Below are 24,031 nucleotides of genomic sequence, written 5' to 3' on the forward strand. Positions count from 1 at the left end.
CCTTGGGCCGGGCGTCACGCGGCACATGGCCGATGGCCTCCCAGCGCTCGTTGATCGAACGGAAGGCGGCCCGGGCGGCCTTCAGGTCGCCCACCGGCACCAGCTTCTCGGCCTCTGTGGCGAGCTCCTCCTTGAGCTTGAGGTTCTCCGCCTGCTCGGCGTCCCGCTCGGCGAACACCCCGCTGCGCGCCGCGAAGAAGACGTCCTGGGCGCCGCGGAAGCGGTTCCACAGGTCGTCCTCCGCCTCGCGCTGCGCACGGCCCGCGGCCTTCCACTGGGTCATCAGATCGCGGTAGCGGGCCGCGGTGACACCCCAGTCCGTGGACCCGGAGAGCGCCTCGGCCTCGGCGACCAGCTTCTCCTTGGTCTGGCGCGCCTCCTCGCGCTGGGCGTCCAGCGAGGCGAAGTGCGCCTTGCGGCGCTTGGAGAACGCGGAGCGCGCGTGCGAGAAGCGGTGCCACAGCTCGTCGTCCGACTTCCGGTCGAGCCGGGGCAGGCCCTTCCAGGTGTCCACCAGCGCGCGCAGCCGCTCGCCGGCGGCCCGCCACTGCTCGCTCTGCGCCAGCTCCTCGGCCTCGGCGACCAGCTTCTCCTTGGCCTGCCGCGCCTCGTCGTTCTGCTTGGCCCTCTGGGCCTTGCGCTCCTCGCGACGCTTCTCGACCGTCGCCACCAGCGCGTCGAGCCGTACCCGCAGCGCGTCGAGGTCACCCACCGCATGGTGCTCGTCCACCTGCTGACGCAGATGGTCGATGGCGGCCTGGGCGTCCTTCGCCGACAGGTCGGTCGTCTTCACCCGCCGCTCGAGGAGGCCGATCTCCACCACCAGGCCCTCGTACTTGCGCTCGAAGTAGGCCAGAGCCTCCTCCGGAGTCCCGGCCTGCCACGATCCGACGACCTGCTCGCCCTCGGCAGTTCGCACGTACACGGTGCCCGTCTCGTCGACACGGCCCCACGGGTCGCTGCTCACAGCGCCTCCTCAACCTGATGCCGGGGAGGGTTCGTCCCCCCGGGCATCGTCCACAGTTTCCTGGACGGGCCTCGCCCGCCCCTCACAACGCGAATGCAGCGCGCTGCACAACGCCAATCTAGGCGACCGGTCGCCCGGCTGTCCGCACTCAGCGCGGCCGAAATTGCCCGGCTCACACCTTTGTGACCGTTGCCTTCTGCAAGGTGACGGCCTTCTTGGGCGCCCCGTCCGGTGCACCTTGCTCGACGCCGGCCTTGCCCACGCCCTGCACGACCTTCAGGCTCTTGGCGTCCATGGTGCCGAAGGGCGTGTAGGTGGGGGGCAGTTTGCTGTCCTTGTAGACGAGGAAGAACTGGCTGCCGCCCGAGTTCGGCTGGCCGGTGTTGGCCATCGCCACCGTGCCCGCCTTGTACGTGACCGTGCCGTCGGCGCCCGGCTTGCCGAGGCCGTTCAGGTTCTCGTCGGGGATCGTGTACTCGGGGCCGCCGGTGCCGTCGCCCTTCGGGTCGCCGCACTGCAGCACGAAGATGCCCTGTGTGGTCAGACGGTGACACTTCGTGCCGTCGAAGTAGCCCTTGTCGGCCAGCGACTTGAACGAGTTCACCGTGTGCGGCGTCTTCGCGGCGTCCGTGGCGATCGAGATCGCGCCCTGGTTGGTCTTGAGCGCGAAGGTGTACTTGGCCTTCTTGTCGATCGACATGGCCGGCTCGGGAGCCTTGCTCTCGGAGGGCGAGGAGCTCGGCGGGACGTCGAGCGGAGCCGCGTCGTCCTTCTTGTCACCGGTGAGGCCCATCGCGTAGACGGCACCGCCGGCGGCGAGCACCACGGCGAGGGCCGAAGCGATGATCGTGTTGCGCCGCCTGGCCTTGTGACGTGCCTGCTCCCGACGCTGCTGCTGGCGCTCGAACTTCTCCCTGGCGAGCTGCCGCCGCCGCTGATCGCTGCTGACCACCGGGTCTTCTCCTTGTACGTTTCGGATACGTCGCGTAGTGATAACCGCCGAGCCTGCCCGTACCGTATACGGGTTGGCTGTGTGATGAGCAGCGCCGGTAGGCTCTGATCTGCTGCAATCGACGTGAGGCAGCTGTCCGACGACGACCGAACTGAGGACGATCGTGCTTATTGCCGGGTTCCCCGCCGGGGCCTGGGGGACCAACTGCTATCTGGTCGCCCCCGCCGCAGGCGAGGAGTGCGTGATCATCGACCCGGGCCACCAGGCCGCCGAGGGTGTCGAGGACGCGCTGAAGAAGCATCGGCTCAAGCCTGTCGCCGTCGTCCTCACCCACGGGCACATCGACCACGTCGCTTCCGTCGTCCCCGTGTGCGGGGCCCACGACGTGCCGGCCTGGATCCACCCCTCGGACCGCTACATGATGAGCGACCCGGAGAAGGCCCTCGGCCGCAGCATCGGGATGCCGCTCATGGGCGAGATCACCGTCGGGGAGCCCGACGACGTCAAGGAGCTCACCGACGGCGCGGCGCTGAGCCTGGCCGGTCTCGATTTCTCCGTCTCGCACGCGCCCGGCCATACCAAGGGGTCGGTGACCTTCAAGATGCCCGAGTCGGCGGACGTTCCGTCCGTCTTCTTCTCGGGCGACCTGCTGTTCGCCGGCTCCATCGGACGCACGGACCTGCCCGGCGGCGACATGGACGAGATGCTCGAGTCGCTGGCACGGGTGTGCCTGCCGCTCGACGACTCGACCGTGGTGCTGTCCGGCCACGGCCCCCAGACGACCATCGGCCGCGAGCGCGCCACCAACCCGTATCTGCGCGAGGTGGCCGCCGGCCTCGGGAGCGTTTCGCCCGCTCCCCGACGAGGAATGTGACGAGACTTCTCACGTGAGTACCTTCCAGGCCCCCAAGGGCACGTACGACCTGATCCCGCCCCGGTCCGCGACGTACCTCGCGGTCCGTGACGCGATCTCCACCCCGCTGAAGAACTCCGGCTACGGCTACATCGAGACGCCCGGCTTCGAGAACGTGGAACTCTTCGCGCGCGGTGTCGGCGAGTCGACCGACATCGTCACCAAGGAGATGTACGCCTTCGAGACCAAGGGCGGCGACAAGCTCGCACTGCGTCCCGAGGGCACCGCTTCCGTCCTGCGCGCGGCGCTGGAGGCCAACCTGCACAAGGCCGGCAACCTGCCCGTGAAGCTCTGGTACTCGGGCTCGTACTACCGATACGAACGGCCGCAGGCGGGCCGCTACCGGCACTTCTCCCAGGTCGGCGCCGAGGCGATCGGCGCCGAGGACCCGGCGCTGGACGCCGAGTTGATCATCCTCGCCGACCAGGCGTACCGCTCGCTCGGCCTGCGGAACTTCCGCATCCTGCTGAACTCCCTGGGCGACAAGGAGTGCCGTCCCGTCTACCGCGAGGCGCTGCAGACCTTCCTGCGCGACCTCGACCTCGACGAGGACACCCGCCGCCGTATCGAGATCAACCCGCTGCGGGTGCTGGACGACAAGCGCGACGCGGTGCAGAAGCAGCTGACCGGCGCCCCGATGCTGCGCGACTACCTGTGCGACGCGTGCAAGGCGTACCACGAGCAGGTGCGCGAGCTGCTGGGCGCCGCGGGCGTCGCCTTCGAGGACGACGAGAAGCTGGTGCGGGGTCTCGACTACTACACGCGCACGACCTTCGAGTTCGTCCACGACGGCCTCGGCTCGCAGTCCGCGGTGGGCGGCGGCGGCCGCTACGACGGCCTGTCCGAGATGATCGGCGGCCCTGCGCTGCCGTCCGTCGGCTGGGCGCTCGGCGTGGACCGCACGGTCCTGGCCCTCGAGGCGGAGGGCATCGAGCTCGACATCCCGTCCGCCACCAGGGTGTACGCGGTCCCGCTGGGCGAGGAGGCGCGGCGTGTGCTGTTCGGCGTCGTGACCGAGCTGCGCAGGGCGGGCGTCGCCGCGGACTTCTCGTACGGCGGGAAGGGCCTCAAGGGCGCGATGAAGAACGCCAACCGCAGCGGTGCCCGGTATGCGATCGTCGCCGGCGAGCGCGATCTCGCCGAAGGCGTCGTCCAGCTCAAGGACATGGAGTCCGGGGAGCAGGCGCCCGTGGCGCTGGCCGATCTGGTCGACGAGATGCGGAACAGGCCGGCCTGACACAAGGGCATCGGGCCGGCCTGACACGGGCAGCGGCAGTGGGGACCGGGGGCGATCAACTGCCCCGGGTCCCTTCGTCGTTGTGCGGGTGGCGGGCCACCGCTTTCGGGTGTTCCTTATCCGGAGCGAACGGAGCGGGCCTGTGCCGGTACGGCACAATGACCGTGACCTCAGCAGCCCCCGGAGATGGAACGGCGATATGACGAGTTCAGCGGCCAGCGACGTGTCCACCGACCACGACGCGCCCGGCGGGCGCACGGTCGGTGGCAGCAAGGGCCTCGCGTGGCTGCTGGTGATCACCGGTGCCGCCGGGCTCCTCGCCGCGTGGGTCATCACGATCGACAAGTTCAAGCTGCTGGAGGACCCCGGGTTCACACCGGGGTGCAGCCTCAACCCTGTCGTCTCGTGCGGCAACATCATGGAGAGCGACCAGGCCGCCGTCTTCGGTTTCCCCAACCCCATGCTGGGTCTGGTCACCTACGGCATGGTGATCGCCATCGGCATGGGCCTCTTCGCGGGCGCCCGCTACCGCCGTTGGTACTGGCTCGGCCTCAACGCCGGCACGCTCTTCGGCGTCGGCTTCTGCACCTGGCTCCAGTACCAGTCGCTGTACGAGATCAACGCCCTGTGCCTGTGGTGCTGTCTGGCCTGGGTCGCCACGATCTTCATGTTCTGGTACGTGACCTCGCACAACATCCGCAACGGACTGCTGCCTGCCCCGGCCTGGCTGCGCGGCTTCCTCGACGAGTTCACCTGGGTCCTGCCCGTGGTGCACACGGGCGTGATCGGCATGCTGATCCTGACCCGCTGGTGGGACTTCTGGACCGGCTGACCGGACCCGGCGATGTCAGTGGGCTGACATAGGCTGCACAGCGTGGAGCCCGACCTGTTTACCGCCGCAGCCGAAGAACGCCAGGAGAAGGACCCGACCAGCAGTCCCCTGGCCGTCCGCATGCGTCCGCGCACCCTGGACGAGGTGGTGGGTCAGCAGCATCTGCTCAAGCCCGGGTCCCCGTTGCGCCGACTCGTCGGCGAGGGCGGGCCGGGACCGGCCGGGGCCTCCTCCGTGATCCTCTGGGGCCCGCCGGGCACCGGCAAGACCACCCTGGCGTACGTCGTCTCCAAGGCGACCAACAAGCGCTTCGTCGAGCTCTCCGCGATCACCGCCGGCGTCAAGGAGGTCCGCGCGGTCATCGACGGCGCCCGGCGCGCCTCTGGCGGCTTCGGCAAGGACACCGTCCTCTTCCTCGACGAGATCCACCGCTTCTCCAAGGCCCAGCAGGACTCGCTGCTGCCCGCGGTCGAGAACCGCTGGGTGACCCTGATCGCCGCCACCACGGAGAATCCGTACTTCTCGGTGATCTCCCCGCTGCTCTCCCGCTCCCTGCTGCTCACGCTGGAGTCGCTGACCGACGACGACGTGCGCGGCCTGCTGCGGCGTGCGCTCGCCGAGGACCGGGGGCTCGGTGGCGCCGTGTCGCTCCCCAAGGACGCGGAGGCCCATCTGCTGCGGATCGCCGGCGGCGACGCCCGCCGGGCACTGACGGCCCTGGAGGCCGCCGCGGGCGCGGCTCTCGACAAGGGCGAGGGCGAGATCACGCTCCAGACGGTGGAGGAGACCGTCGATCGCGCGGCGGTGAAGTACGACCGTGACGGCGACCAGCACTACGACGTCGCCAGCGCGCTCATCAAGTCGATCCGCGGCTCCGACGTGGATGCCGCGCTGCACTACCTGGCGCGGATGATAGAGGCCGGGGAGGACCCGCGGTTCATCGCGCGACGGCTGATGATCTCGGCGAGCGAGGACATCGGGCTGGCCGATCCGACCGCCCTGCCGACCGCCGTCGCCGCGGCGCAGGCCGTCGCGATGATCGGCTTCCCTGAGGCGGCACTCACCCTCAGCCACGCCACCATCGCGCTGGCGCTCGCCCCCAAGTCGAACGCGGCGACGACGGCGATCTCCGCCGCCCAGCAGGACGTGCGCAACGGCTTGGCCGGGCCTGTCCCGCCGCACCTGCGCGACGGCCACTACAAGGGCGCGGCAAAGCTCGGCCACGCCCAGGGATATGTGTATCCGCACGACGTCCCGGGCGGTATCGCCGCGCAGCAGTACGCGCCGGACGCGGTGCACGGCAGGCGCTACTACGAACCGACGCGTTACGGCGCGGAGGCGCGGTACGCGGACGTGGTGGAGAAGGTACGGGAGCGGCTGCGCGGCGAGGACGGCTGATACTCACCGGCGCGGTACCGGGCGACCGCGCCGCACCGGGCGACCGCGCCGCCCGTCCCGTTCAGTACGACGCAGCCTCGAAGAGCGTGTGCATCGCGCGGCGCAGTTCGGTGACGTCCCGCACCGGCGTGGGGAAGTCGAAGCGCACGTCGAAGGTGCGCTTCCCGACGAACCGCACCCGCAGGCCGAACCTGTCCAGCGCCAGCGGCACCGCCCGCCGCCCTTCCGCGGTCCCCGCCTCGTCGCCGCCCCTTTCCCCCAGCAGCGAGCCCAGCGCCTGCACCTGGTCGCTGTGCGCGGAGTGCAGGTGCTGCAGCAGTTCGGTCTCGTGGGCGACGAGCGGGTCGACCGAGGCGCTCGCGAACGCCTCCGGCTCCACGTGCGCGGCGCCCCACAGGTCGTCGACGTTCGCCTCTTTGAGTTCCAGGCGCAGCATCATGAAGCCCGGCTCCGTCGCGAGGCCGGGCACGCAGGTCAGCCAGCCGGTGACCCAGGCGCGCCCCCGGATACGGTTGGGCGCGGCGACCGGCGCCACGTCGGTGATCTCCAGCACGGCCGGCAGCTCGTCGTCCTGCGCGTGTGTGGCGGCCCGGACGGCGGGGGAGTCGGCAGGGAAGAGCAGGAAGACCTCGCCGTCGGTGCCGACCGCTCGGGCGTGCGGGGTCAGCTGCTCGGGCCGGGCGCCTTCCACCCCGGAAACGAGCAGCACCGCTGAGCATGTACTCTGTACGAGAGTTCGTGTGCGCTCGGCTGCTGACGGCATCCGAGTGATTTCAAGCCCGCTGGGACGCGGCTGACCATGAGCTGATCGGACCTCCGTCACCTCGATGCTCATAGAAGCGTCGGCGTTCTCTGTGCTGTCCGTGATGCGCTTGGTGTTCCCAGGGCGAGACATGCGATCTCCTTGAGTAAGGTGAGCCTAACCTAACCTACAACGGAGGTCTGGAGAACGTGCCTAACCAGTCGCGTCCCAAGGTCAAGAAGTCTCGCGCGCTCGGTATCGCGCTGACGCCGAAGGCCGTCAAGTACTTCGAAGCCCGCCCCTACCCGCCGGGCGAGCACGGCCGTGGCCGCAAGCAGAACTCGGACTACAAGGTCCGTCTGCTCGAGAAGCAGCGCCTGCGTGCGCAGTACGACATCAGCGAGAAGCAGATGGCGCGCGCCTACGACCGCGCCAAGAAGGCCGAGGGCAAGACCGGCGAGGCGCTGGTCGTCGAGCTCGAGCGCCGTCTTGACGCCCTGGTCCTGCGTTCGGGTATCGCCCGCACCATCTACCAGGCCCGTCAGATGGTCGTCCACGGCCACATCGAGGTCAACGGCGGCAAGGTCGACAAGCCGTCGTTCCGCGTCCGTCCCGACGACGTCGTGATGGTCCGCGAGCGCTCCCGCGAGAAGCCGCTGTTCCAGGTCGCCCGTGAGGGTGGCTTCGCGGCCGACGGCGAGACCCCGCGCTACCTGCAGGTCAACCTCAAGGCCCTGGCGTTCCGCCTGGACCGTGACCCGCAGCGCAAGGAAGTTCCGGTCATCTGCGACGAGCAGCTGGTCGTCGAGTACTACGCCCGCTGACCTTGGGGGCCGCGCCCGGCAGCAGCCGGGTGCAGTAGTCGCTCAGAGCGCTTCAGCCCGCCGACTCCCCGCCGCCCGCGGTGGGAGAGCCGGCGGGCTGCCGCGTTTCCTGGGGGTGGACGCGCTGCCGGCCGACCGGCCCGGGCTCCGGAGGTTTCGGCGCCGCCAGGGCGCGCCGCACCGCCGCCTCGAGGGAGAGCCCGTTCCCCTCCCGTACGCAGGCCTCGTGCCGCTCGGCCCCGAGCAGGGCGATCGTCCGTTCCTCGCACAGCGCGCGCGGTGCGCCGAAGTAGCCGGAGCCGAACAGCGGCAGCCCCACGGACGTCCACACTGGCGCCGCCGCCCCCTGAAGGACCGCCGCCTCCGCCGGATCGCCCTCGCTCGCCGTCACCAGAGCCAGCAGCTCCAGCGCGAGGACGAGCCCCACGAGGTCGTTGAACGCGTGGTCGATGGTGATGCACTCGGCGAGCAGGTCGCGAGCCCTGCCGTGTTCGCCGGCCGTCCAGGCCGCGTACGCCAGCACGTAGAGCGCGTACGAGCGGGTCCAGCGCTCGCCGCGGTCCTCGCAGACGTCCCTGACCTCCTCGCACAGGGCGACCGCGGCGTCCAGCCGGCCCTGGAAAACGAGCGTCATGGCCAGCTCGACCCGGCCCATCAGCACGTTGCTGTTCAGCTCGCCCGCGTCCTCGTACAAGGCGAGTGCCGAGCGCAGCAACTCCTCCGCCCGGGGCATGTCGTCGCAGAGCAGCGCCAGACAGCCCTTCCGGTGCACGGCGTAGGCGCCGGCGAGCCGGTTCCCCGCCCGGTCCGCCCGCTCACCGCACTCGTGCAGCGCGCCCGCCGCCGCCGCGAAGTCGCCCTGAAGGACGGCCACGTAGCCGAGCACCCACAGCGCCTTCAGTCGCGACCCCTCGTGCTCGGACTCTTGGGCGAGGCACCGGTCGAGCCAGAGCCTGCCCTCGGCCATCCTGCCGCAGCCGACCCAGTGGAACCAGAGCGTGCCCGCCAGATACTGGCCCAGATGCACGTCCTCCGTGCGCTCCAGACAGAGTTCGAGCGCCGCCCGGAGGTTCGGCAGCGCGCTGTCGGCGCAGGCCGCCACCTCCGCCTGGCGCGGGCTGAACCACTCGAGCTCGCACCAGGTGGCGAGCCCCATGTACCAGTCCCGGTGGCGGCGGCGGAGCCGCTCGGTGTCGCCGATCGCCGCCAGCCACTCGGCCCCGTACGCGCGCACCGTGTCCAGCAGCCGGTAGCGCAGTCCGGCGGCCGTCTCCTCGCGGAGGACCACGGACTGGGCGACCAGCTCGGCGAGCACGTCCAGGACGCCGTCCTCGGGGAGTTCGGGCCCGGTGCAGATGTACTCGACGGCCTCCAGGTCGAACTGCCCGGCGAAGACGGACAGCCGTGCCCACAGCAGCCGTTCCTCGGGCGTGCACAGCTCGTGGCTCCAGCCGATGGCGGTGCGAAGGGTCCGATGGCGCGGCAGCGCGCCGCGGAAACCGCCGGTGAGCACGGTGAAGCGGTCCTGCAGCCGGTGCAGCAACTGGCCGACGGACAGCGCCGGCAGGCGTCCCGCGGCGAGTTCCAGCGCGAGCGGGATGCCGTCGAGCCGCCGGCACAGCTCGAGAACCGCGGGCCGGCCGGCGTCGTCGACGCGGAAGTGCGGCAGCACGGCCGCCGCCCGGGCCGTGAAGAGCGCCGCCGCGTCGTCCTGTCCCATCGCGGCCAGCGGGAAAATCTGCTCCCCGTCGATCCTCAGCGGCCTTCGGCCCACGGCGAGTACCTGGACGCCGGGGGCACCGCACAGCACGTCCCTCAAGAGCTCCGCGCAGGCGTCGACGATCTGCTCGAAGCCGTCCACCACGAGGAGCATGCGACGGGCGGACAGATGGGCGAGCAGGACGTCGCGCGGTGGTCTGCTGGTGTGGTCGGTGAAGCCGAGCGACTCCGCGAGAGCGTGGGCGATCAGATCGGGGTCGCGCAGCAGCGACAGATCACAGAGCCGCACACCGTCGCCGTACCGATTCTGCACGGCCGCCGCGGCGCGCAGTGCGAGGCGGGACTTGCCCACTCCGCCCGCCCCGACGACGGAGACCAGCCGGGCCTTGTCCAGGGCGCCGCGGAGCGCGGCCAGTTCATCGGCACGGCCTACGAACCGGTTCAGTTCGGCGGGGAGGTTGGTGTGGCGGTGTCGCATAGGACACGCAGAGTACTCATGCGTAAGCACTGCGTACAATCTGCCCGGCCTGCTTGCGGGCTGCGCACCGGTAATGCGGTACGGGCCGCCGCCTGGGGCGCGATAGGCTCGGAGACGATTTCCCGAGTACCCGAAGACGAGCAGAGAGCGGTGCGCAGTGACCGGTGGAGAGGTTGCCGGGATTCTGGTGGCCGTCTTCTGGGCGATCTTGGTCTCCTTCCTCGCCGTGGTGCTGGTGAGGCTGGCCCAGACGCTCAGGGCGACCACCGAACTCGTGGCGAAGGTGACGGAACAGGCCGTGCCCCTGCTCGCCGACGCCTCCGCGACGGTGCGCTCGGCGCAGACACAGCTCGACCGGGTCGACGCCATCGCGACCGATGTCCAGGAAGTCACGTCCAACGCCTCGGCGCTCTCCACGACGGTCGCGTCGACCTTCGGAGGTCCGCTGGTCAAGGTCGCCGCCTTCGGATACGGCGTACGCCGCGCGATGAGCCGCAAGAGCGACGACAAGCCCGCGGCGCCGTCGCGGGGCTCCGTGATCGTCGGCCGCACTGTGCCGGGTGCCCGGCGCAGGAACCGGAAGGGCTGAGAACGATGTTCCGCCGCACGTTCTGGTTCACCGCCGGCGCAGCAGCCGGAGTGTGGGCCACCACCAAGGTCAACCGCAAGCTCAAGCAGCTCACCCCGGAGAGCCTCGCGGCACAGGCCGCGAACAAGGCGGTCGACGCGGGCCACCGGCTCAAGGACTTCGCGCTCGACGTCCGCTCCTCCATGGCACAGCGCGAGGGCGAACTCGCCGAGGTGCTGGGCCTGCACGCGACGCCCGGACGCGAACTTCCCGCGCAGCGGGGCACGGCCGCGCTGCGGCGGAACGAGCCCGCACAGATCACCTATCTGCACGGCAAGACGTCACACGACAAGCACTCGAACACCGAGCACTCGCCCGGCGAAGAGCCGAACGGCGAGCATTCGTACAACCGGAATGAGGACCACTGATGGAGTCGGCTGAAATCCGCCGCCGCTGGCTGAGCTTCTTCGAGGAGCGCGGGCACACCGTCGTCCCTTCGGCGTCGCTCATCGCGGACGACTCGACTCTGCTCCTCGTCCCCGCGGGCATGGTCCCCTTCAAGCCGTACTTCCTCGGTGAGGTCAAGCCGCCCGCCCCGCGCGTGACCAGCGTGCAGAAGTGCGTGCGCACGCCGGACATCGAAGAGGTCGGCAAGACCACCCGGCACGGCACGTTCTTCCAGATGTGCGGCAACTTCTCCTTCGGCGACTACTTCAAGGAAGGCGCCATCAAACTCTCCTGGGAGCTGCTCACCAGCCCCCAGGACAAGGGCGGTTACGGCCTCGACCCCGAGCGCCTGTGGATCACCGTCTACCTCGACGACGACGAGGCCGAGCAGATCTGGCGCGACGTCGTCGGTGTGCCCGCCGAGCGCATCCAGCGCCTGGGCAAGAAGGACAACTTCTGGTCCATGGGCGTCCCCGGCCCCTGCGGCCCCTGCTCCGAGATCAACTACGACCGTGGTCCGGAGTTCGGCGAGGAGGGCGGCCCCGCCGTCAACGACGAGCGCTACGTGGAGATCTGGAACCTGGTGTTCATGCAGTACGAGCGCGGCGCCGGCGAGGGCAAGGAGGACTTCCCCATCCTCGGTGACCTGCCGAGCAAGAACATCGACACCGGTCTCGGTCTCGAGCGCCTCGCCATGATCCTGCAGGGCGTGCAGAACATGTACGAGACCGACACCCTGCGCGTCGTCATGGACAAGGCCACCGAGCTCACCGGTGTGCGCTACGGCGACAAGCACGACACCGACGTCTCGCTGCGCGTGGTCGCCGACCACATCCGCACCTCCACGATGCTCATCGGCGACGGCGTCACCCCCGGCAACGAGGGCCGCGGCTATGTCCTGCGCCGCATCATGCGCCGTGCCATCCGCAACATGCGCCTGATGGGTGCCACCGGCCCGGTCGTCAAGGACCTGGTCGACGTCGTGGTCGACACGATGGGCCTGCAGTACCCGGAGCTGGTCACCGACCGCAAGCGGATCGAGACCGTCGCCCTCGCCGAGGAGGCCGCCTTCCTCAAGGCCCTCAAGGGCGGCACCAACATCCTCGACACCGCCGTCACCGAGACCAAGGCCAAGGGCGGCACCGTCCTCCCCGGTGACAAGGCGTTCCTGCTCCACGACACCTGGGGCTTCCCGATCGACCTCACCCTCGAGATGGCCGCCGAGCAGGGGCTGTCCGTCGACGAAGACGGCTTCCGGCGGCTGATGAAGGAGCAGCGGGACCGGGCCAAGGCCGACGCCAAGGCCAAGAAGACCGGCCACGCCAACCTGTCCGCCTACCGCGAGGTCGCCGACAACTCCGGCGTCACCGAGTTCACCGGATACGCCTCCACCGAGGGCGAGTCGACCGTCGTCGGACTGCTCGTCGACGGAGTGTCCTCCCCTGCCGCCTCCGAGGGCGACGAGGTCGAGGTCGTCCTCGACCGCACCCCGTTCTACGCCGAGGGCGGCGGCCAGCTAGCCGACCAGGGCCGCATCAAGCTGCACTCCGGCGCCGTCATCCAGGTCCGCGACGTCCAGCAGCCCGTCCCCGGTGTCAGCGTCCACAAGGGCGTCGTCCAGGTCGGTGAGGTCACCGTCGGCGCTTCCGCCTACGCCGCCATCGACGTACGCCGCCGCCGTGCCATCGCCCGCGCCCACAGCGCCACCCACCTCACCCACCAGGCGCTGCGCGACGCCCTCGGCCCGACGGCCGCCCAGGCCGGTTCCGAGAACTCCCCGGGCCGCTTCCGCTTCGACTTCGGCTCGCCGAACGCCGTTCCCGGTACGGTCCTCACGGACGTCGAGCAGAAGATCAACGAGGTGCTCGCCCGCGAACTCGACGTGCACGCCGAGGTCATGAGCATCGACGAGGCCAAGAAGCAGGGCGCCATCGCCGAGTTCGGCGAGAAGTACGGTGAGCGCGTGCGCGTCGTCACCATCGGCGACTTCTCCAAGGAGCTGTGCGGTGGCACGCACGTCCACAACACCGCCCAGCTGGGGCTGGTGAAGCTGCTCGGCGAATCGTCCATCGGCTCCGGCGTCCGCCGTGTCGAGGCCCTCGTCGGCGTCGACGCGTACAGCTTCCTCGCCAAGGAGCACACGGTCGTCGCCCAGCTCCAGGAGCTGGTCAAGGGCCGCTCCGAGGAACTGCCGGAGAAGATCGCCGCCATGCTCGGCAAGCTGAAGGACGCCGAGAAGGAGATCGAGAAGTTCCGCGCGGAGAAGGTGCTCGGCGCCGCCGCCGGGCTCGCCGAGGGCGCCAAGGACGTCCGCGGTGTCGCCCTGGTGACGGGCACCGTCCCCGACGGGACCTCGGCCGACGACCTGCGCAAGCTGGTCCTCGACGTCCGCGGCCGCATCCCGGGCGACCGCCCGGCCGTCGTCGCCGTGTTCACCACGGCGAACGGCCGCCCGCTCACCGTCATCGCCACCAACGAGGCCGCCCGTGAGCGAGGACTCAAGGCCGGCGACCTGGTCCGCACCGCTGCCAAGACGCTCGGCGGCGGCGGAGGCGGCAAGCCGGACGTCGCCCAGGGCGGCGGCCAGAACCCGGACGCCATCGGCGACGCCGTGGCCGCCGTCGAGCGCCTCGTCGCCGAGACCGCGTGACGACCGCCATGCGCAGAGGCCGCCGTCTCGCGATCGACGTCGGTGACGCCCGGATCGGGGTCGCCTCGTGCGACCCCGACGGGCTCCTCGCGACGCCGGTGGAGACCGTGCCGGGACGTGATGTCCCGGCCGCCCACCGGCGGCTGCGGCAACTCGTCGAGGAGTACGAGCCGATCGAGGTCGTGGTCGGCCTGCCCCGCTCGCTGAGCGGTCGGGAAGGGCCGGCGGCCAAGAAGATCCGGAGCTTCGCGCAGGTGCTCGCCCAGGGCATCAAGCCGATCGCGGTCCGGCTGGTCGACGAGAGGATGACCACAGTCACGGCCACGCAGGGTCTGCGCGCTTCGGGCGTGAAGTCCAAAAAGGGCCGGTCCGTCATCGACCAGGCTGCCGCTGTGGTGATCCTCCAGAACGCTCTGGAGTCCGAACGGGCGTCCGGGGCTCCGCCAGGTGAGCGCATCGAAACGATTGTCTGATCGCGATACGGTAACGTTCCGCGCGATGCGGCGGTGTTCGAACAGCCGCCGCACAGAGAAGAGGCGGATCGCTCCGCGCCGTCTCGCGGCCCTAGGGGATCGATGACTGAATATGGCCGGGGCCCCGGCTCCGAACCGTGGCATCCCGAGGACCCGTTGTACGGGGACCAGGGATGGGAAGGTCGGCAGGCCGCGGCCGGTCACGATCCCTACGCGCAGCAGCAGTACCCGCAGGGCGGTCAGCAGTACCCCCAGGGCGGTCAGCAGTACCAGGACCCGTACCAGCAGCAGTCGCAGCAGTACGGCGGCCGGCACGACGCGTACCAGGATCCGTACCAGCAGTCCGGCCATCAAACCGGTCAGCAGCAGTACCAGGACCCGTACCACCAGCAGCATCAGTACGACGCCGGCTGGGACACGGGCCGGCAGCCCGCTGTGCCGTACGGCGAGGACCCGTCCGCCACGTACGGCGGTCAGCCCGGCGGTCACACCGGCCGGCAGGAGGCCGACTACTACGGCACTCCTGAGGCCTACCCGCCGCCGCAGCCCGCGGGCCGCCGCCGCTCCGAGCCGGAGCCCGTCACCGACTGGGACGCGGAGGCGGCACAGGAGGAGACCCACCCCTTCTTCACCGGCGACGACGGCCGGGGCGACGACGGCCGTGACGACGAACCGCGCGAGCCGCGCGGGGGCGGCGGCCGCGACCGCCGGGGCAAGGGCAAGAAGAAGAGCCGCAACGGCCTGGCCTGTCTCGTGGTCGCGGCGGTCCTCGCCGGCGGCCTCGGCGCCGTCGGCTACTTCGGGTACCAGTTCTGGCAGGACAAGTTCGGCGAGGCCCCCGACTTCGAGGGCACCGGCATCATCACGACCGTCGAGGTGACGATCCCCAAGGGCGCCACCGGGAACGAGATCGGGGCCATCCTCAAGGAGAAGGGCGTCGTCAAGAGCATCGACGCGTTCGTCGCCGCCCAGACCAAGAACCCGAAGGGCGTCGCCATCCAGGAGGGCGTCTACCTCCTGAAGAAGGAGCAGTCGGCGAAGAGCGCGGTCGAGTCGATGCTCGACCCGGCCAGTCACAACAACCTGATCGTCGCCGAGGGCAGGCGCAACGCGGCCATCTACAAGCAGATCGACGAACGGCTGAAGCTCAAGGCCGGCACGACCGCAAAAGCCGCCGAGGCGAACGCGGACACCCTCGGTCTGCCCGGCTGGGCGAAGAACCACAAAAACGTCAAGGACCCCCTGGAAGGCTTCCTCTTCCCGGCCGCCTATCCCGTCTCCAAGGGCGAGAAGCCCGAGCAGATACTCAAGAAGATGGTCGCCCGCGCCGGCCAGGAGTACGAGAAGGCCGGTCTGGAGTCGAAGGCCAAGGGCCTCGGCCTGGAAGGCCCCTGGGAGCTGCTCACCCTCGCGAGCCTGGTCCAGGTCGAGGGCAAGACGCACGACGACTTCCGGAAGATGTCCGAGGTCGTCTACAACCGTCTCAAGCCGACCAACACCGAGACGAACCAGAAGCTGCAGTTCGACTCCGCGTTCAACTACCTCAGGGGTCAGAGCAAGATCGACATCTCCGAGGACGAGATCAACAGCAACCAGGACCCGTACAACACGTACACGCAGAAGGGCCTGACGCCCGGCCCCATCAGCAACCCGGGCAACGTGGCCCTGGAGGCCGCCGTCAACCCGACGGACGAGGGCTGGCTCTACTTCGTGGCGACCGACGGCATGGCGAAGACCGAGTTCGCCAAGACGCTCGCCGAGCACCAGAAGCTGGTGGACAAGTTCAACGACTCGAGGGGCAATTGATGTCCCCAGCCCGCCGCCGCGCGGCAGTGCTGGGCTCGCCCATCGAGCACTCCCTCTCTCCGGTCCTGCACCGCGCCGCCTACGCCGAACTCGGCCTCGACGACTGGTCCTACGACCGTTTCGAGGTCGACGAGGCGGCCCTCCCCGGGTTCGTCGCCGAGCTCGACGCCTCCTGGGCCGGGCTGTCGCTGACCATGCCCCTCAAGCGGGCGATCATCCCGCTGCTCGACGGGATCAGCGACACCGCGGCGTCCGTCGAGGCCGTCAACACGGTGGTCCTCACCGAGGACGGGCGCCGCGTCGGCGACAACACCGACATCCCCGGCATGGTCTCCGCGCTGCGTGAGCGCGGCGTGGACACGGTGGACTCCGCCGCGGTCCTGGGCGCCGGTGCGACCGCGTCCTCCGCGCTCGCCGCGCTGTCCCAGCTGTGCTCCGGCCCGGTCACCGCTTACGTCCGCAGTGCTGCCCGGGCGGACGAGATGCGGGGCTGGGGCGAGCGGCTCGGCGTCGACGTCCGGATCGCCGACTGGGCCGAGGCCGCCGAGGCCCTGCACGCGCCGCTGGTCGTCGCCACCACCCCGGCGGGCACCACGGACGCGCTCGCGGCCGAGGTGCCCGAGGTGCCCGGCACGCTCTTCGACGTCCTCTACGAGCCGTGGCCCACCGCCCTTGCCGCCGCGTGGGCCGCCAGGAACGGTCCGGTGGTCGGCGGCCTCGATCTGCTGGTCCACCAGGCGGTTCTCCAGGTCGAGCAGATGACAGGCCGTTCCCCAGCCCCCTTGGGAGCGATGCGCATCGCCGGTGAACGCGCGCTCGAAGCCCGCTGACATCTGCGCATTCCATCAGGAGCACGTCAACAGCCCAGGGAGACTCCGGCCATGGGGCAGTGGCGCCGATCATCCCGGCCCGTACGCCCCGGCCCTGGCAGGTGCCTCACAGCCCGCGCAGCAGCCCAGCGCCGCCGAGTTTCTCGTCGCCTGCGCTCCCCGGCAGCGCCGCGACGCCGACCGACCGCTGTCCCACGCGACGTCCGCCTGCTGGACCGGCGACCGAGTGGCCGCCCCGGACGTGGGAGGATCGGAGTAGGCGGGCCAGGGCCGCGCACCCGGTCGCGCCGTCGCAGTTCGAGGCGCGAGCATGAGGAGCACCGTTGAGCAGGTTGCGTTGGCTGACCGCGGGCGAGTCGCACGGACCCGCACTGGTGGCGACGCTGGAGGGTCTTCCCGCCGGTGTGCCGATCACCACCGACATGGTGGCGGACCACCTCGCCAGGCGGCGCCTCGGCTATGGGCGCGGTGCCCGGATGAAGTTCGAGCGCGACGAGGTCACCTTCATCGGAGGCGTGCGCCACGGACTGACCATGGGCTCGCCCGTGGCGGTCATGGTCGGGAACACCGAATGGCCGAAGTGGGAGAAGGTCATGTCGGCCGACCCCGTCGACCCCGACGAGCTCGCGCAGCTCGCCCGTAACGCGCCCCTGACCCGGCCCCGGCCCGGTCACGCCGACCTCGCCGGTATGCAGAAGTACGCGCTCGAGGAGGCCAGGCCGATCCTGGAGCGCGCCAGCGCCCGGGAGACGGCGGCCCGGGTCGCCCTGGGCGCGGTCGCCCGCTCGTACCTGAAGGAGACCACGGGCATCGAGATCGTCTCCCACGTGGTCGAGCTGGCGGCGGCCAAGGCTCCCTACGGAGTCGTCCCCGTCCCCGCCGACGAGGAGCGCCTCGACGCCGATCCCGTCCGCTGCCTCGACGCCGACGCGAGCAAGGCGATGGTCGCCGAGATCGACCAGGCCCACAAGGACGGCGACACCCTCGGCGGTGTCGTCGAGGTTCTCGCCTACGGGGTGCCGGTCGGCCTCGGCTCGCACGTCCACTGGGACCGCAGGCTCGATGCCCGGCTCGCCGCCGCGCTGATGGGCATCCAGGCCATCAAGGGCGTCGAGGTCGGTGACGGCTTCGACCTCGCGCGTGTGCCCGGCTCCAAGGCGCACGACGAGATCGTCCGCACCGAGGAGGGCGTCCGCCGCACCTCGGGCCGCTCCGGCGGCACGGAGGGCGGCATGTCGACCGGCGAACTGCTGCGTGTGCGCGCCGCGATGAAGCCGATCGCGACCGTGCCGCGTGCCCTGAAGACCATCGACGTCGAGACCGGCGAGCCCGCCGCCGCCCACCACCAGCGCTCCGACGTGTGCGCCGTGCCCGCCGCGGGAATCGTGGCCGAGGCCATGGTGGCGCTGGTCCTCGCGGACGCGGTCGCGGAGAAGTTCGGCGGCGACAGCGTCACCGAGACCCGCCGCAACGTCCGCTCGTACCTCGACAACCTCCACATCCGGTGAGCGCCCCGCTGATCGTCCTCGTGGGCCCCATGGGCTCCGGCAAGTCCACGGTCGGCGAGCTTCTCGCCGGACTGCTGGGCGTGGCCTTCCGGGACACCGACGCGGACATCGTCGCCGCCGCAGGGCGCGAGATCGCCGACATCTTCATCGAGGACGGCGAGCCGGCCTTCCGCGCCCTCGAGCGCGCCGCCGTCCGCACCGCCCTCGCCGAGCACGCGGGCGTCCTCGCACTCGGCGGCGGTGCCGTCCTCGACGAAGGGACACGCGAGCTGCTCACCGGCCTGCCCGTCGCCTACCTCTCGATGGACGTGGAAGAGGCGGTGAAGCGCGTCGGCCTCAACACGGCCCGCCCGCTCCTCGCGGTCAACCCGCGCCGCCAGTGGCGGGAGCTGATGGACGCCCGCCGCCCGCTGTACACCGAGGTGGCCCGCGTCGTCGTGGCCACCGACGACCGCACCCCCGAAGAGGTCGCGCAGGCGGTCCTCGACGCACTGGAGCTGAAGGACGTATGACTGACCAGGCAGTGACCCGTATCCAGGTCGGCGGCACGGCCGGCACGGACCCGTACGAGGTACTGGTCGGCCGGCAGTTGCTGGGCGAGTTGCCGGGCCTGATCGGTGCCACCACCCAGCGGGTGGCCGTCATCCACCCCGAGGCGCTCGCGGAGACCGGTGAGGCGCTGCGCGCCGATCTCGCGGACCAGGGCTACGAGGCCGTCGCGATCCAGGTGCCCAACGCGGAGGAGGCCAAGACCGCCGAGGTCGCGGCGTACTGCTGGAAGGCCCTCGGCCAGACCGGCTTCACCCGCACCGACGTGATCGTCGGCGTCGGTGGCGGCGCCACGACCGACCTCGCCGGCTTCGTCGCCGCGACGTGGCTGCGCGGCGTGCGCTGGATCGCCGTCCCGACGACCGTGCTCGGCATGGTCGACGCGGCCGTGGGCGGCAAGACCGGCATCAACACCGCGGAGGGCAAGAACCTCGTCGGCGCGTTCCACCCGCCGGCCGGTGTGCTGTGCGACCTCGCCGCCCTGGACTCGCTCCCGGTCAACGACTACGTCAGCGGCATGGCCGAGATCATCAAGGCCGGGTTCATCGCCGACCCCGTCATCCTCGACCTGGTGGAGTCCGACCCGCAGGGCGCCCGTACGCCCGCCGGGCCGCACACCGCCGAGCTGATCGTGCGCTCCATCCAGGTCAAGGCCGACGTCGTCTCCAGCGATCTCAAGGAGTCCGGTCTCCGCGAGATCCTGAACTACGGGCACACCCTCGCCCATGCCATCGAGAAGAACGAGCGCTACAAGTGGCGGCACGGCGCGGCCGTCTCCGTCGGCATGGTCTTCGCCGCCGAACTCGGCCGTCTCGCCGGTCGGTTGGACGACGCCACCGCCGACCGGCACCGCAGCGTCCTCGAGTCCGTCGGACTGCCGCTGACCTACCGGGGCGACCAGTGGCCCAAGCTGCTGGAGACCATGAAGGTCGACAAGAAGTCCCGCGGCAATCTGCTGCGCTTCATCGTCCTCGACGGCCTCGGCAAGCCGAACGTGCTCGAGGGCCCCGACCCGGCGGTGCTCCTCGCCGCCTACGGGGAGGTCTCCGCGTGACCCGCCGGGTGTTCGTCCTCAACGGGCCGAACCTCGGCCGCCTCGGCTCCCGCGAGCCCGACGTCTACGGCGCGACCTCCTACGCGGGCCTGGTGGAGACCTGCCGGACGCTGGGCAAGGAGCTCGGCTTCGACGTGGACGTGCGGGAGACGAACGACGAGGGCGAGATGATCCGCTGGCTGCACGAAGCGGCGGACGGATCGATTCCGGTCGTTCTCAACCCCGGCGCCTTCACGCACTACTCGTACGGCATGCGCGACGCAGCGGCGCAGCGGACCGCGCCCCTGATCGAAGTGCACATCTCCAACCCGTACGCCCGCGAGACCTTCCGCCACACGTCCGTCGTCGCGGCGGTCGCCAGCGGCACGGTCGCCGGATTCGGCATCGGCTCCTACCGGCTCGCGCTGCGCGCCCTGTCGGACGAGCTGGGCGGCTGACGCGGCCCGGTCGCCCGGGCGGGCACTTCGAGCCGTTCCCGGCCGTTGTCGTTCCGGCGGCCGGGAACGGTCGCACATCCGAGCGGCATCGGGAGGGTACCGTTCGGTAGCACGACGGCCATCGGCCGTCTGATCAAGCGTCAGTCGCACGAGACGGAGTGGCACCGGATGCAGCACGCAGTGGGGGCTCCGCTGCCGCCGCCCCACGGACCGGGGCAGGGACCGGCCGGATGGATACACAGCGCCCAGCACCCGGGGCCGGTCCCCGGTCCGCCGCCGCCACCGCCTCCGCCCCCTCCTGCGGCGTCTCCGGCGGGGCCTGCCGGTCCTGCCGCACCGGTTCCTGCGCCGCACGGCCGGCCGGCCGCGGCGCCCGGCTGGACCGGCAACGCGCCTCAGGGTGCGACACCGCAGCCGGCGCCCCCCTCTCGTGAGTCGACGGGTCACATCCAGCTTCCGCCCGGCGGACCGGTTCCCATACCGGCCCCGCCCCAGGCGGACAACGGCACGGGCGCGGCCATGCTCGCTGTGCTGCTGATCGGCCCCGCCGGAGCCGGCAAGACCACCGTGGCGCGCCACTGGGCCAAGCACCGCCGGGTGCCCACGGCGCACATCAGCCTGGACGACGTCCGCGAGTGGGTGTGCTCCGGCTTCGCCGACCCCCAGTCGGGATGGAACGACAACTCCGAGGCCCAGTACCGCCTCGCCCGCCGCACCTGCGGCTTCGCCGCCCGCAACTTCCTGGCGAACGGGATCTCCTGCATCCTCGACGACGCGGTCTTCCCCGACCGTCCCGTCGTCGGCCTCGGCGGCTGGAAGCGCCACGTCGGCCCGGGTCTGCTTCCCGTGGTGCTGCTGCCCGGCCTCGAGATCGTCCTCGAGCGCAACGCGGAGCGCAGCGGTAACCGGCGTCTGTCGGACGAGGAGGTCGCGGGGATCCACGGACGGATGGCCGGGTGGTACGGGTCGGGGCTGCCGATCATCGACAACTCGAAGTACGACGTCGAGACGACGGCGAGGGTCCTGGACGACGTCCTGGCGCGAGCGATCGCGAGCCCGCCCAGCTGGTAGGCGGGGGGCGTGCCCCCCGCGGGACTGTTTCCCTGCCCGCCGGCTACGGCCTCTCTGCGATGAGGGGCCCCTGACGGCCCGTGACGGGGCGAGCCCCGGACTCCGTACCGCGCGCCCCCTACGGCGTGGCGGCCGTGGGAGGCTCTCACGGACGGGCTCGACGTCGCCCGGCAACTCGAGCCGCGCCGGCGACCCGGCGCGGGGCCAGGGGCGGGGCCCCAGGAGACCCGTCGGCCGCGTCACCAGGCCCGCAGGGCTCCGCGCTCGTACGCTCGGAGAATGTCTGAGGTGTATGGGATCCGCCGGGCCCGGCTGCGCGACCGCTTCGCGGCGACCGGCAGCGCGGCGGCCCTGATCTCCCGGCCGGCCAATGTCCGCTACCTCGCCGGCGGTGCGCCGCCGGGCGCCGTGCTGCTGCTGGGGCCGGAGGAGGACGTACTGCTCTGCCCCCGGGTGCCGCCCGGCGACGCCGCCGACGGGCGGCCCGACGAGAACCTGCGCCTCGGGGTGCTGCCGACGTCGGCCGGGGACGCGGCCGTCGCGGCCGCCGAGCTGGCGCGCACCGACGGGGTGGAGTCGCTGGCTGTCGAGGAGCACCATCTGACGGTCGCCCGGCACCGCGCGATCGGCTCCGTGGCACCTCGGCTCCGCCTCGCCGACCTCGGGCTCGCCGTCGAGCAGCAGCGGATCGTCAAGGACGAGGACGAGATCGCCTGTCTGCGCATCGCCGCGGAGATCACCGACCAGGCGCTCGGCGAGCTGTTGGAGTCCATCCTGGTGGGCCGCACAGAGCGGCATCTCGCCCTCGAGCTCGAGCGCCGCCTGGTCGACCACGGCGCCGACGGCCCCGCGTTCGCGACCTCCGTCGCCACCGGCCCCAATTCGGGCCGTGCCGGTCACCGTCCGGGTGACCGGAGGGTGGAGGAGGGCGACTTCCTCTCCGTATGCCTCGGTGCGAACTACCGCGGATACCGCTGCGAGATCGGCCGTACGTTCGTTATCGGCACGAGCCCGGCGGACTGGCAGATCGAGCTCTACGATCTCGTCTTCGCCGCTCAGCGGGCCGGACGAGAGGCACTGGCCCCGGGTGCGGCCTACCGCGACGTGGACCACGCGGCCCGGCAGATCCTGGACGCGGCGGGGCACGGGGAGGACCTCGCACCCCGTACGGGGCACGGTGTCGGACTCGAAATCGACGAGGACCCGCAGCTGGGCCCTGCGGCCATGGGTAAACTGGACGCTTGTGTGCCGGTCACCGTCGAACCGGGGGTCCACCTCCCGGGCCGGGGCGGGGTCCGGATCGATGACACGCTCGTCGTGCGCCAGGAGGCGGACGGCGGACCCGAGCTACTCACCATCACGACCAAGGAGCTGCTCGCGCTGTAGCGCGGACGCCCAGGTCGTCCACCAGCGTCAGTCCAGGAGATTCCGCAACCGTGGCTTCCACGAACGACCTCAAGAACGGCATGGTGCTCAAGCTCGACGGAGGCCAGCTCTGGTCCGTCGTCGAGTTCCAGCACGTCAAGCCCGGCAAGGGCCCCGCCTTTGTGCGCACCAAGCTCAAGAACGTGCTCTCCGGCAAGGTCGTCGACAAGACCTTCAACGCAGGCGTGAAGGTCGACACGGCCACCGTCGACCGCCGCGACATGCAGTTCTCGTACATGGACGGCGAGTACTTCGTCTTCATGGACATGCAGACGTACGACCAGCTGATGGTCGACCGCAAGGCGGTCGGTGACGCCGCGAACTTCCTGATCGAGGGCTTCACCGCCAGCGTCGCGCAGCACGAGGGCGAGGTGCTCTACGTAGAGCTCCCGGCCGCCGTCGAGCTGACCATCCAGCACACCGAGCCCGGTGTGCAGGGCGACCGCTCCACCGGTGGGTCCAAGCCCGCCACCCTGGAGACCGGCTACGAGATCCAGGTCCCGCTCTTCATCACCACGGGCGAGAAGATCAAGGTCGACACCCGTTCCGGCGACTACCTCGGCCGGGTGAACAGCTAACCGTGGCCGCCCGTAACAAGGCCCGTAAGCGTGCCTTCCAGATCCTCTTCGAGGCCGATCAGCGCGGGGCGTCCGTGCAGACGGTCCTCGCGGACTGGGTCCGGCACGCCCGTACCGACGAGCGGCAGCCGCCGGTCGCCGAGTACACGATGGACCTCGTCGAGGGGTACGCGGAGCACGCGGACCGCATCGACGACCTCATCGCCACCTACGCCGTCGGCTGGACGATCGACCGCATGCCGGTCGTCGACAGGAACATCATCCGGCTCGGCGCGTACGAACTCGTCTGGAAGGACGAGACCCCCGACGCGGTGGTGATCGACGAGGCGGTGCAGCTCGCCAAGGAGTTCTCCACCGACGAGTCCCCGGCGTTCGTGAACGGCCTGCTCGGCCGTTTCAAGGACCTCAAGCCGAGCCTGCGCCGCGACTGACGTCGCGGTCCGGCCGGCTTCACCAGGCCCGGGGCAGAAGACCTCTCGCAGCAGCCTCGGCAGGGCCGCCGGAATCGGGCGGCGCGTCGTCGCCGCCGTCGGCAGCGGTGCCGCAGCCAGCGAGCCGTCGGGCAGCTCGGTG

General features: G+C 70.8%; 23 protein-coding genes. 19 read left to right on the forward strand and 4 right to left on the reverse strand.

Annotated features, from left to right (window positions below):
• Both ABZ070_RS21440 and ABZ070_RS21445 read right to left on the reverse strand, forming a co-directional pair.
• The coding region (locus ABZ070_RS21440) for a DUF349 domain-containing protein (protein WP_356636157.1) at positions 1 to 967 on the reverse strand (967 nt) is incomplete at its 3' end.
• Between the two features lie 172 nt (positions 968 to 1,139).
• The gene (locus tag ABZ070_RS21445) at positions 1,140 to 1,919 is read right to left on the reverse strand and encodes a peptidylprolyl isomerase (protein WP_356636159.1); all 780 of its coding nucleotides are present in this window, start codon (positions 1,917 to 1,919) and stop codon (positions 1,140 to 1,142) included.
• Between the two features lie 163 nt (positions 1,920 to 2,082).
• On the opposite strand from ABZ070_RS21445, the gene ABZ070_RS21450 reads away from it, so the two are divergent.
• From ABZ070_RS21450 to ABZ070_RS21465, 4 genes are all read left to right on the forward strand, one after another.
• A complete protein-coding gene (locus ABZ070_RS21450; protein ID WP_356636161.1) occupies positions 2,083 to 2,793 on the forward strand; it encodes an MBL fold metallo-hydrolase in 711 nt (236 codons plus the stop codon).
• 13 nt (positions 2,794 to 2,806) lie between these two features.
• Entirely contained in the window at positions 2,807 to 4,069 is a 1,263-nt protein-coding gene (hisS, locus tag ABZ070_RS21455) for a histidine--tRNA ligase (protein ID WP_356636163.1), read from the forward strand.
• Positions 4,070 to 4,268: 199 nt separating this feature from the next.
• Positions 4,269 to 4,901 (forward strand): vitamin K epoxide reductase family protein, encoded by a 633-nt coding sequence (locus ABZ070_RS21460; protein WP_356636165.1) that lies wholly within the window; start codon positions 4,269 to 4,271, stop codon positions 4,899 to 4,901.
• A gap of 42 nt (positions 4,902 to 4,943) precedes the next feature.
• Complete coding sequence (locus ABZ070_RS21465) at positions 4,944 to 6,299, forward strand: replication-associated recombination protein A (protein ID WP_356636167.1); 1,356 nt, start codon at positions 4,944 to 4,946, stop codon at positions 6,297 to 6,299.
• A gap of 61 nt (positions 6,300 to 6,360) precedes the next feature.
• Here ABZ070_RS21465 and ABZ070_RS21470 read toward each other — a convergent pair whose 3' ends face one another.
• On the reverse strand, positions 6,361 to 7,062 hold the full coding sequence (locus ABZ070_RS21470; protein WP_356636169.1) for a DUF2470 domain-containing protein: 702 nt from the start codon (positions 7,060 to 7,062) through the stop codon (positions 6,361 to 6,363).
• A 188-nt stretch (positions 7,063 to 7,250) separates the two neighbouring features.
• Between ABZ070_RS21470 and rpsD the strand changes: the two genes are divergently transcribed.
• Positions 7,251 to 7,865, forward strand: a complete 615-nt coding sequence (gene rpsD, locus ABZ070_RS21475) for a 30S ribosomal protein S4 (protein WP_356636171.1) — start codon at positions 7,251 to 7,253, stop codon at positions 7,863 to 7,865.
• A 52-nt stretch (positions 7,866 to 7,917) separates the two neighbouring features.
• On the opposite strand, the gene ABZ070_RS21480 is transcribed toward rpsD, so the two are convergent.
• A complete protein-coding gene (locus ABZ070_RS21480) occupies positions 7,918 to 10,062 on the reverse strand; it encodes an AAA family ATPase (RefSeq protein ID WP_356636172.1) in 2,145 nt (714 codons plus the stop codon).
• A 157-nt stretch (positions 10,063 to 10,219) separates the two neighbouring features.
• Between ABZ070_RS21480 and ABZ070_RS21485 the strand changes: the two genes are divergently transcribed.
• From ABZ070_RS21485 to nusB, 14 genes are all read left to right on the forward strand, one after another.
• Complete coding sequence (locus tag ABZ070_RS21485; protein ID WP_356636173.1) at positions 10,220 to 10,651, forward strand: DUF948 domain-containing protein; 432 nt, start codon at positions 10,220 to 10,222, stop codon at positions 10,649 to 10,651.
• A 5-nt stretch (positions 10,652 to 10,656) separates the two neighbouring features.
• Positions 10,657 to 11,058, forward strand: coding sequence for a DUF6167 family protein (locus tag ABZ070_RS21490; RefSeq protein ID WP_356636174.1), 402 nt, complete (start codon positions 10,657 to 10,659; stop codon positions 11,056 to 11,058).
• Positions 11,058 to 13,727 (forward strand): alanine--tRNA ligase, encoded by a 2,670-nt coding sequence (alaS, locus tag ABZ070_RS21495; protein WP_356636176.1) that lies wholly within the window; start codon positions 11,058 to 11,060, stop codon positions 13,725 to 13,727. The genes ABZ070_RS21490 and alaS overlap by 1 nt, the downstream gene beginning before the upstream one ends.
• Positions 13,728 to 13,735: 8 nt before the next feature.
• Positions 13,736 to 14,200 (forward strand): Holliday junction resolvase RuvX, encoded by a 465-nt coding sequence (ruvX, locus tag ABZ070_RS21500; protein ID WP_356636198.1) that lies wholly within the window; start codon positions 13,736 to 13,738, stop codon positions 14,198 to 14,200.
• A gap of 102 nt (positions 14,201 to 14,302) precedes the next feature.
• Positions 14,303 to 16,006 (forward strand): endolytic transglycosylase MltG, encoded by a 1,704-nt coding sequence (mltG, locus tag ABZ070_RS21505; protein ID WP_356636178.1) that lies wholly within the window; start codon positions 14,303 to 14,305, stop codon positions 16,004 to 16,006.
• On the forward strand, positions 16,006 to 16,836 hold the full coding sequence (locus ABZ070_RS21510) for a shikimate dehydrogenase (protein WP_356636180.1): 831 nt from the start codon (positions 16,006 to 16,008) through the stop codon (positions 16,834 to 16,836). The genes mltG and ABZ070_RS21510 overlap by 1 nt, the downstream gene beginning before the upstream one ends.
• A gap of 323 nt (positions 16,837 to 17,159) precedes the next feature.
• The gene (aroC, locus tag ABZ070_RS21515) at positions 17,160 to 18,344 is read left to right on the forward strand and encodes a chorismate synthase (protein WP_356636182.1); all 1,185 of its coding nucleotides are present in this window, start codon (positions 17,160 to 17,162) and stop codon (positions 18,342 to 18,344) included.
• On the forward strand, positions 18,341 to 18,856 hold the full coding sequence (locus ABZ070_RS21520; RefSeq protein WP_356636184.1) for a shikimate kinase: 516 nt from the start codon (positions 18,341 to 18,343) through the stop codon (positions 18,854 to 18,856). The genes aroC and ABZ070_RS21520 overlap by 4 nt, the downstream gene beginning before the upstream one ends.
• Positions 18,853 to 19,947 carry a 3-dehydroquinate synthase gene (gene aroB, locus ABZ070_RS21525; RefSeq protein ID WP_356636186.1) on the forward strand — a complete coding sequence of 365 codons (1,095 nt, stop codon included), beginning with the start codon at positions 18,853 to 18,855 and terminating at the stop codon, positions 19,945 to 19,947. Before ABZ070_RS21520 ends, aroB begins: the two co-directional genes overlap by 4 nt.
• Positions 19,944 to 20,384 carry a type II 3-dehydroquinate dehydratase gene (locus ABZ070_RS21530; RefSeq protein WP_356636188.1) on the forward strand — a complete coding sequence of 147 codons (441 nt, stop codon included), beginning with the start codon at positions 19,944 to 19,946 and terminating at the stop codon, positions 20,382 to 20,384. Before aroB ends, ABZ070_RS21530 begins: the two co-directional genes overlap by 4 nt.
• 168 nt (positions 20,385 to 20,552) lie before the next feature.
• Positions 20,553 to 21,455: a Pro-rich N-terminal domain-containing protein gene (locus tag ABZ070_RS21535; RefSeq protein WP_356636190.1), complete on the forward strand. Its 903-nt coding sequence runs from the start codon at positions 20,553 to 20,555 to the stop codon at positions 21,453 to 21,455.
• Positions 21,456 to 21,734: 279 nt separating this feature from the next.
• Positions 21,735 to 22,841: an aminopeptidase P family protein gene (locus ABZ070_RS21540; RefSeq protein ID WP_356636192.1), complete on the forward strand. Its 1,107-nt coding sequence runs from the start codon at positions 21,735 to 21,737 to the stop codon at positions 22,839 to 22,841.
• A 50-nt stretch (positions 22,842 to 22,891) separates the two neighbouring features.
• Positions 22,892 to 23,458 (forward strand): elongation factor P, encoded by a 567-nt coding sequence (efp, locus tag ABZ070_RS21545; RefSeq protein ID WP_356636194.1) that lies wholly within the window; start codon positions 22,892 to 22,894, stop codon positions 23,456 to 23,458.
• 2 nt (positions 23,459 to 23,460) lie between these two features.
• Entirely contained in the window at positions 23,461 to 23,889 is a 429-nt protein-coding gene (gene nusB, locus ABZ070_RS21550) for a transcription antitermination factor NusB (RefSeq protein WP_356636196.1), read from the forward strand.
• Positions 23,890 to 24,031 lie beyond the last annotated feature (142 nt).

Source organism: Streptomyces sp. NPDC006283, assembly GCF_040613325.1.
Classification (GTDB): domain Bacteria; phylum Actinomycetota; class Actinomycetes; order Streptomycetales; family Streptomycetaceae; genus Streptomyces.

Bases quoted from the DNA above. Each gene is read 5' to 3' on its own strand.
- ABZ070_RS21460 (WP_356636165.1), top strand. From the start codon at position 4,269: ATGACGAGTTCAGCGGCCAGCGACGTGTCCACCGACCACGACGCGCCC.
- ABZ070_RS21470 (WP_356636169.1), bottom strand. From the start codon at position 7,062: ATGCCGTCAGCAGCCGAGCGCACACGAACTCTCGTACAGAGTACATGC.
- ABZ070_RS21480 (WP_356636172.1), bottom strand. From the start codon at position 10,062: ATGCGACACCGCCACACCAACCTCCCCGCCGAACTGAACCGGTTCGTA.
- ABZ070_RS21490 (WP_356636174.1), top strand. From the start codon at position 10,657: ATGTTCCGCCGCACGTTCTGGTTCACCGCCGGCGCAGCAGCCGGAGTG.
- alaS (WP_356636176.1), top strand. From the start codon at position 11,058: ATGGAGTCGGCTGAAATCCGCCGCCGCTGGCTGAGCTTCTTCGAGGAG.
- ruvX (WP_356636198.1), top strand. From the start codon at position 13,736: ATGCGCAGAGGCCGCCGTCTCGCGATCGACGTCGGTGACGCCCGGATC.
- mltG (WP_356636178.1), top strand. From the start codon at position 14,303: ATGACTGAATATGGCCGGGGCCCCGGCTCCGAACCGTGGCATCCCGAG.
- ABZ070_RS21510 (WP_356636180.1), top strand. From the start codon at position 16,006: ATGTCCCCAGCCCGCCGCCGCGCGGCAGTGCTGGGCTCGCCCATCGAG.
- aroB (WP_356636186.1), top strand. From the start codon at position 18,853: ATGACTGACCAGGCAGTGACCCGTATCCAGGTCGGCGGCACGGCCGGC.
- ABZ070_RS21535 (WP_356636190.1), top strand. From the start codon at position 20,553: ATGCAGCACGCAGTGGGGGCTCCGCTGCCGCCGCCCCACGGACCGGGG.
- ABZ070_RS21540 (WP_356636192.1), top strand. From the start codon at position 21,735: ATGTCTGAGGTGTATGGGATCCGCCGGGCCCGGCTGCGCGACCGCTTC.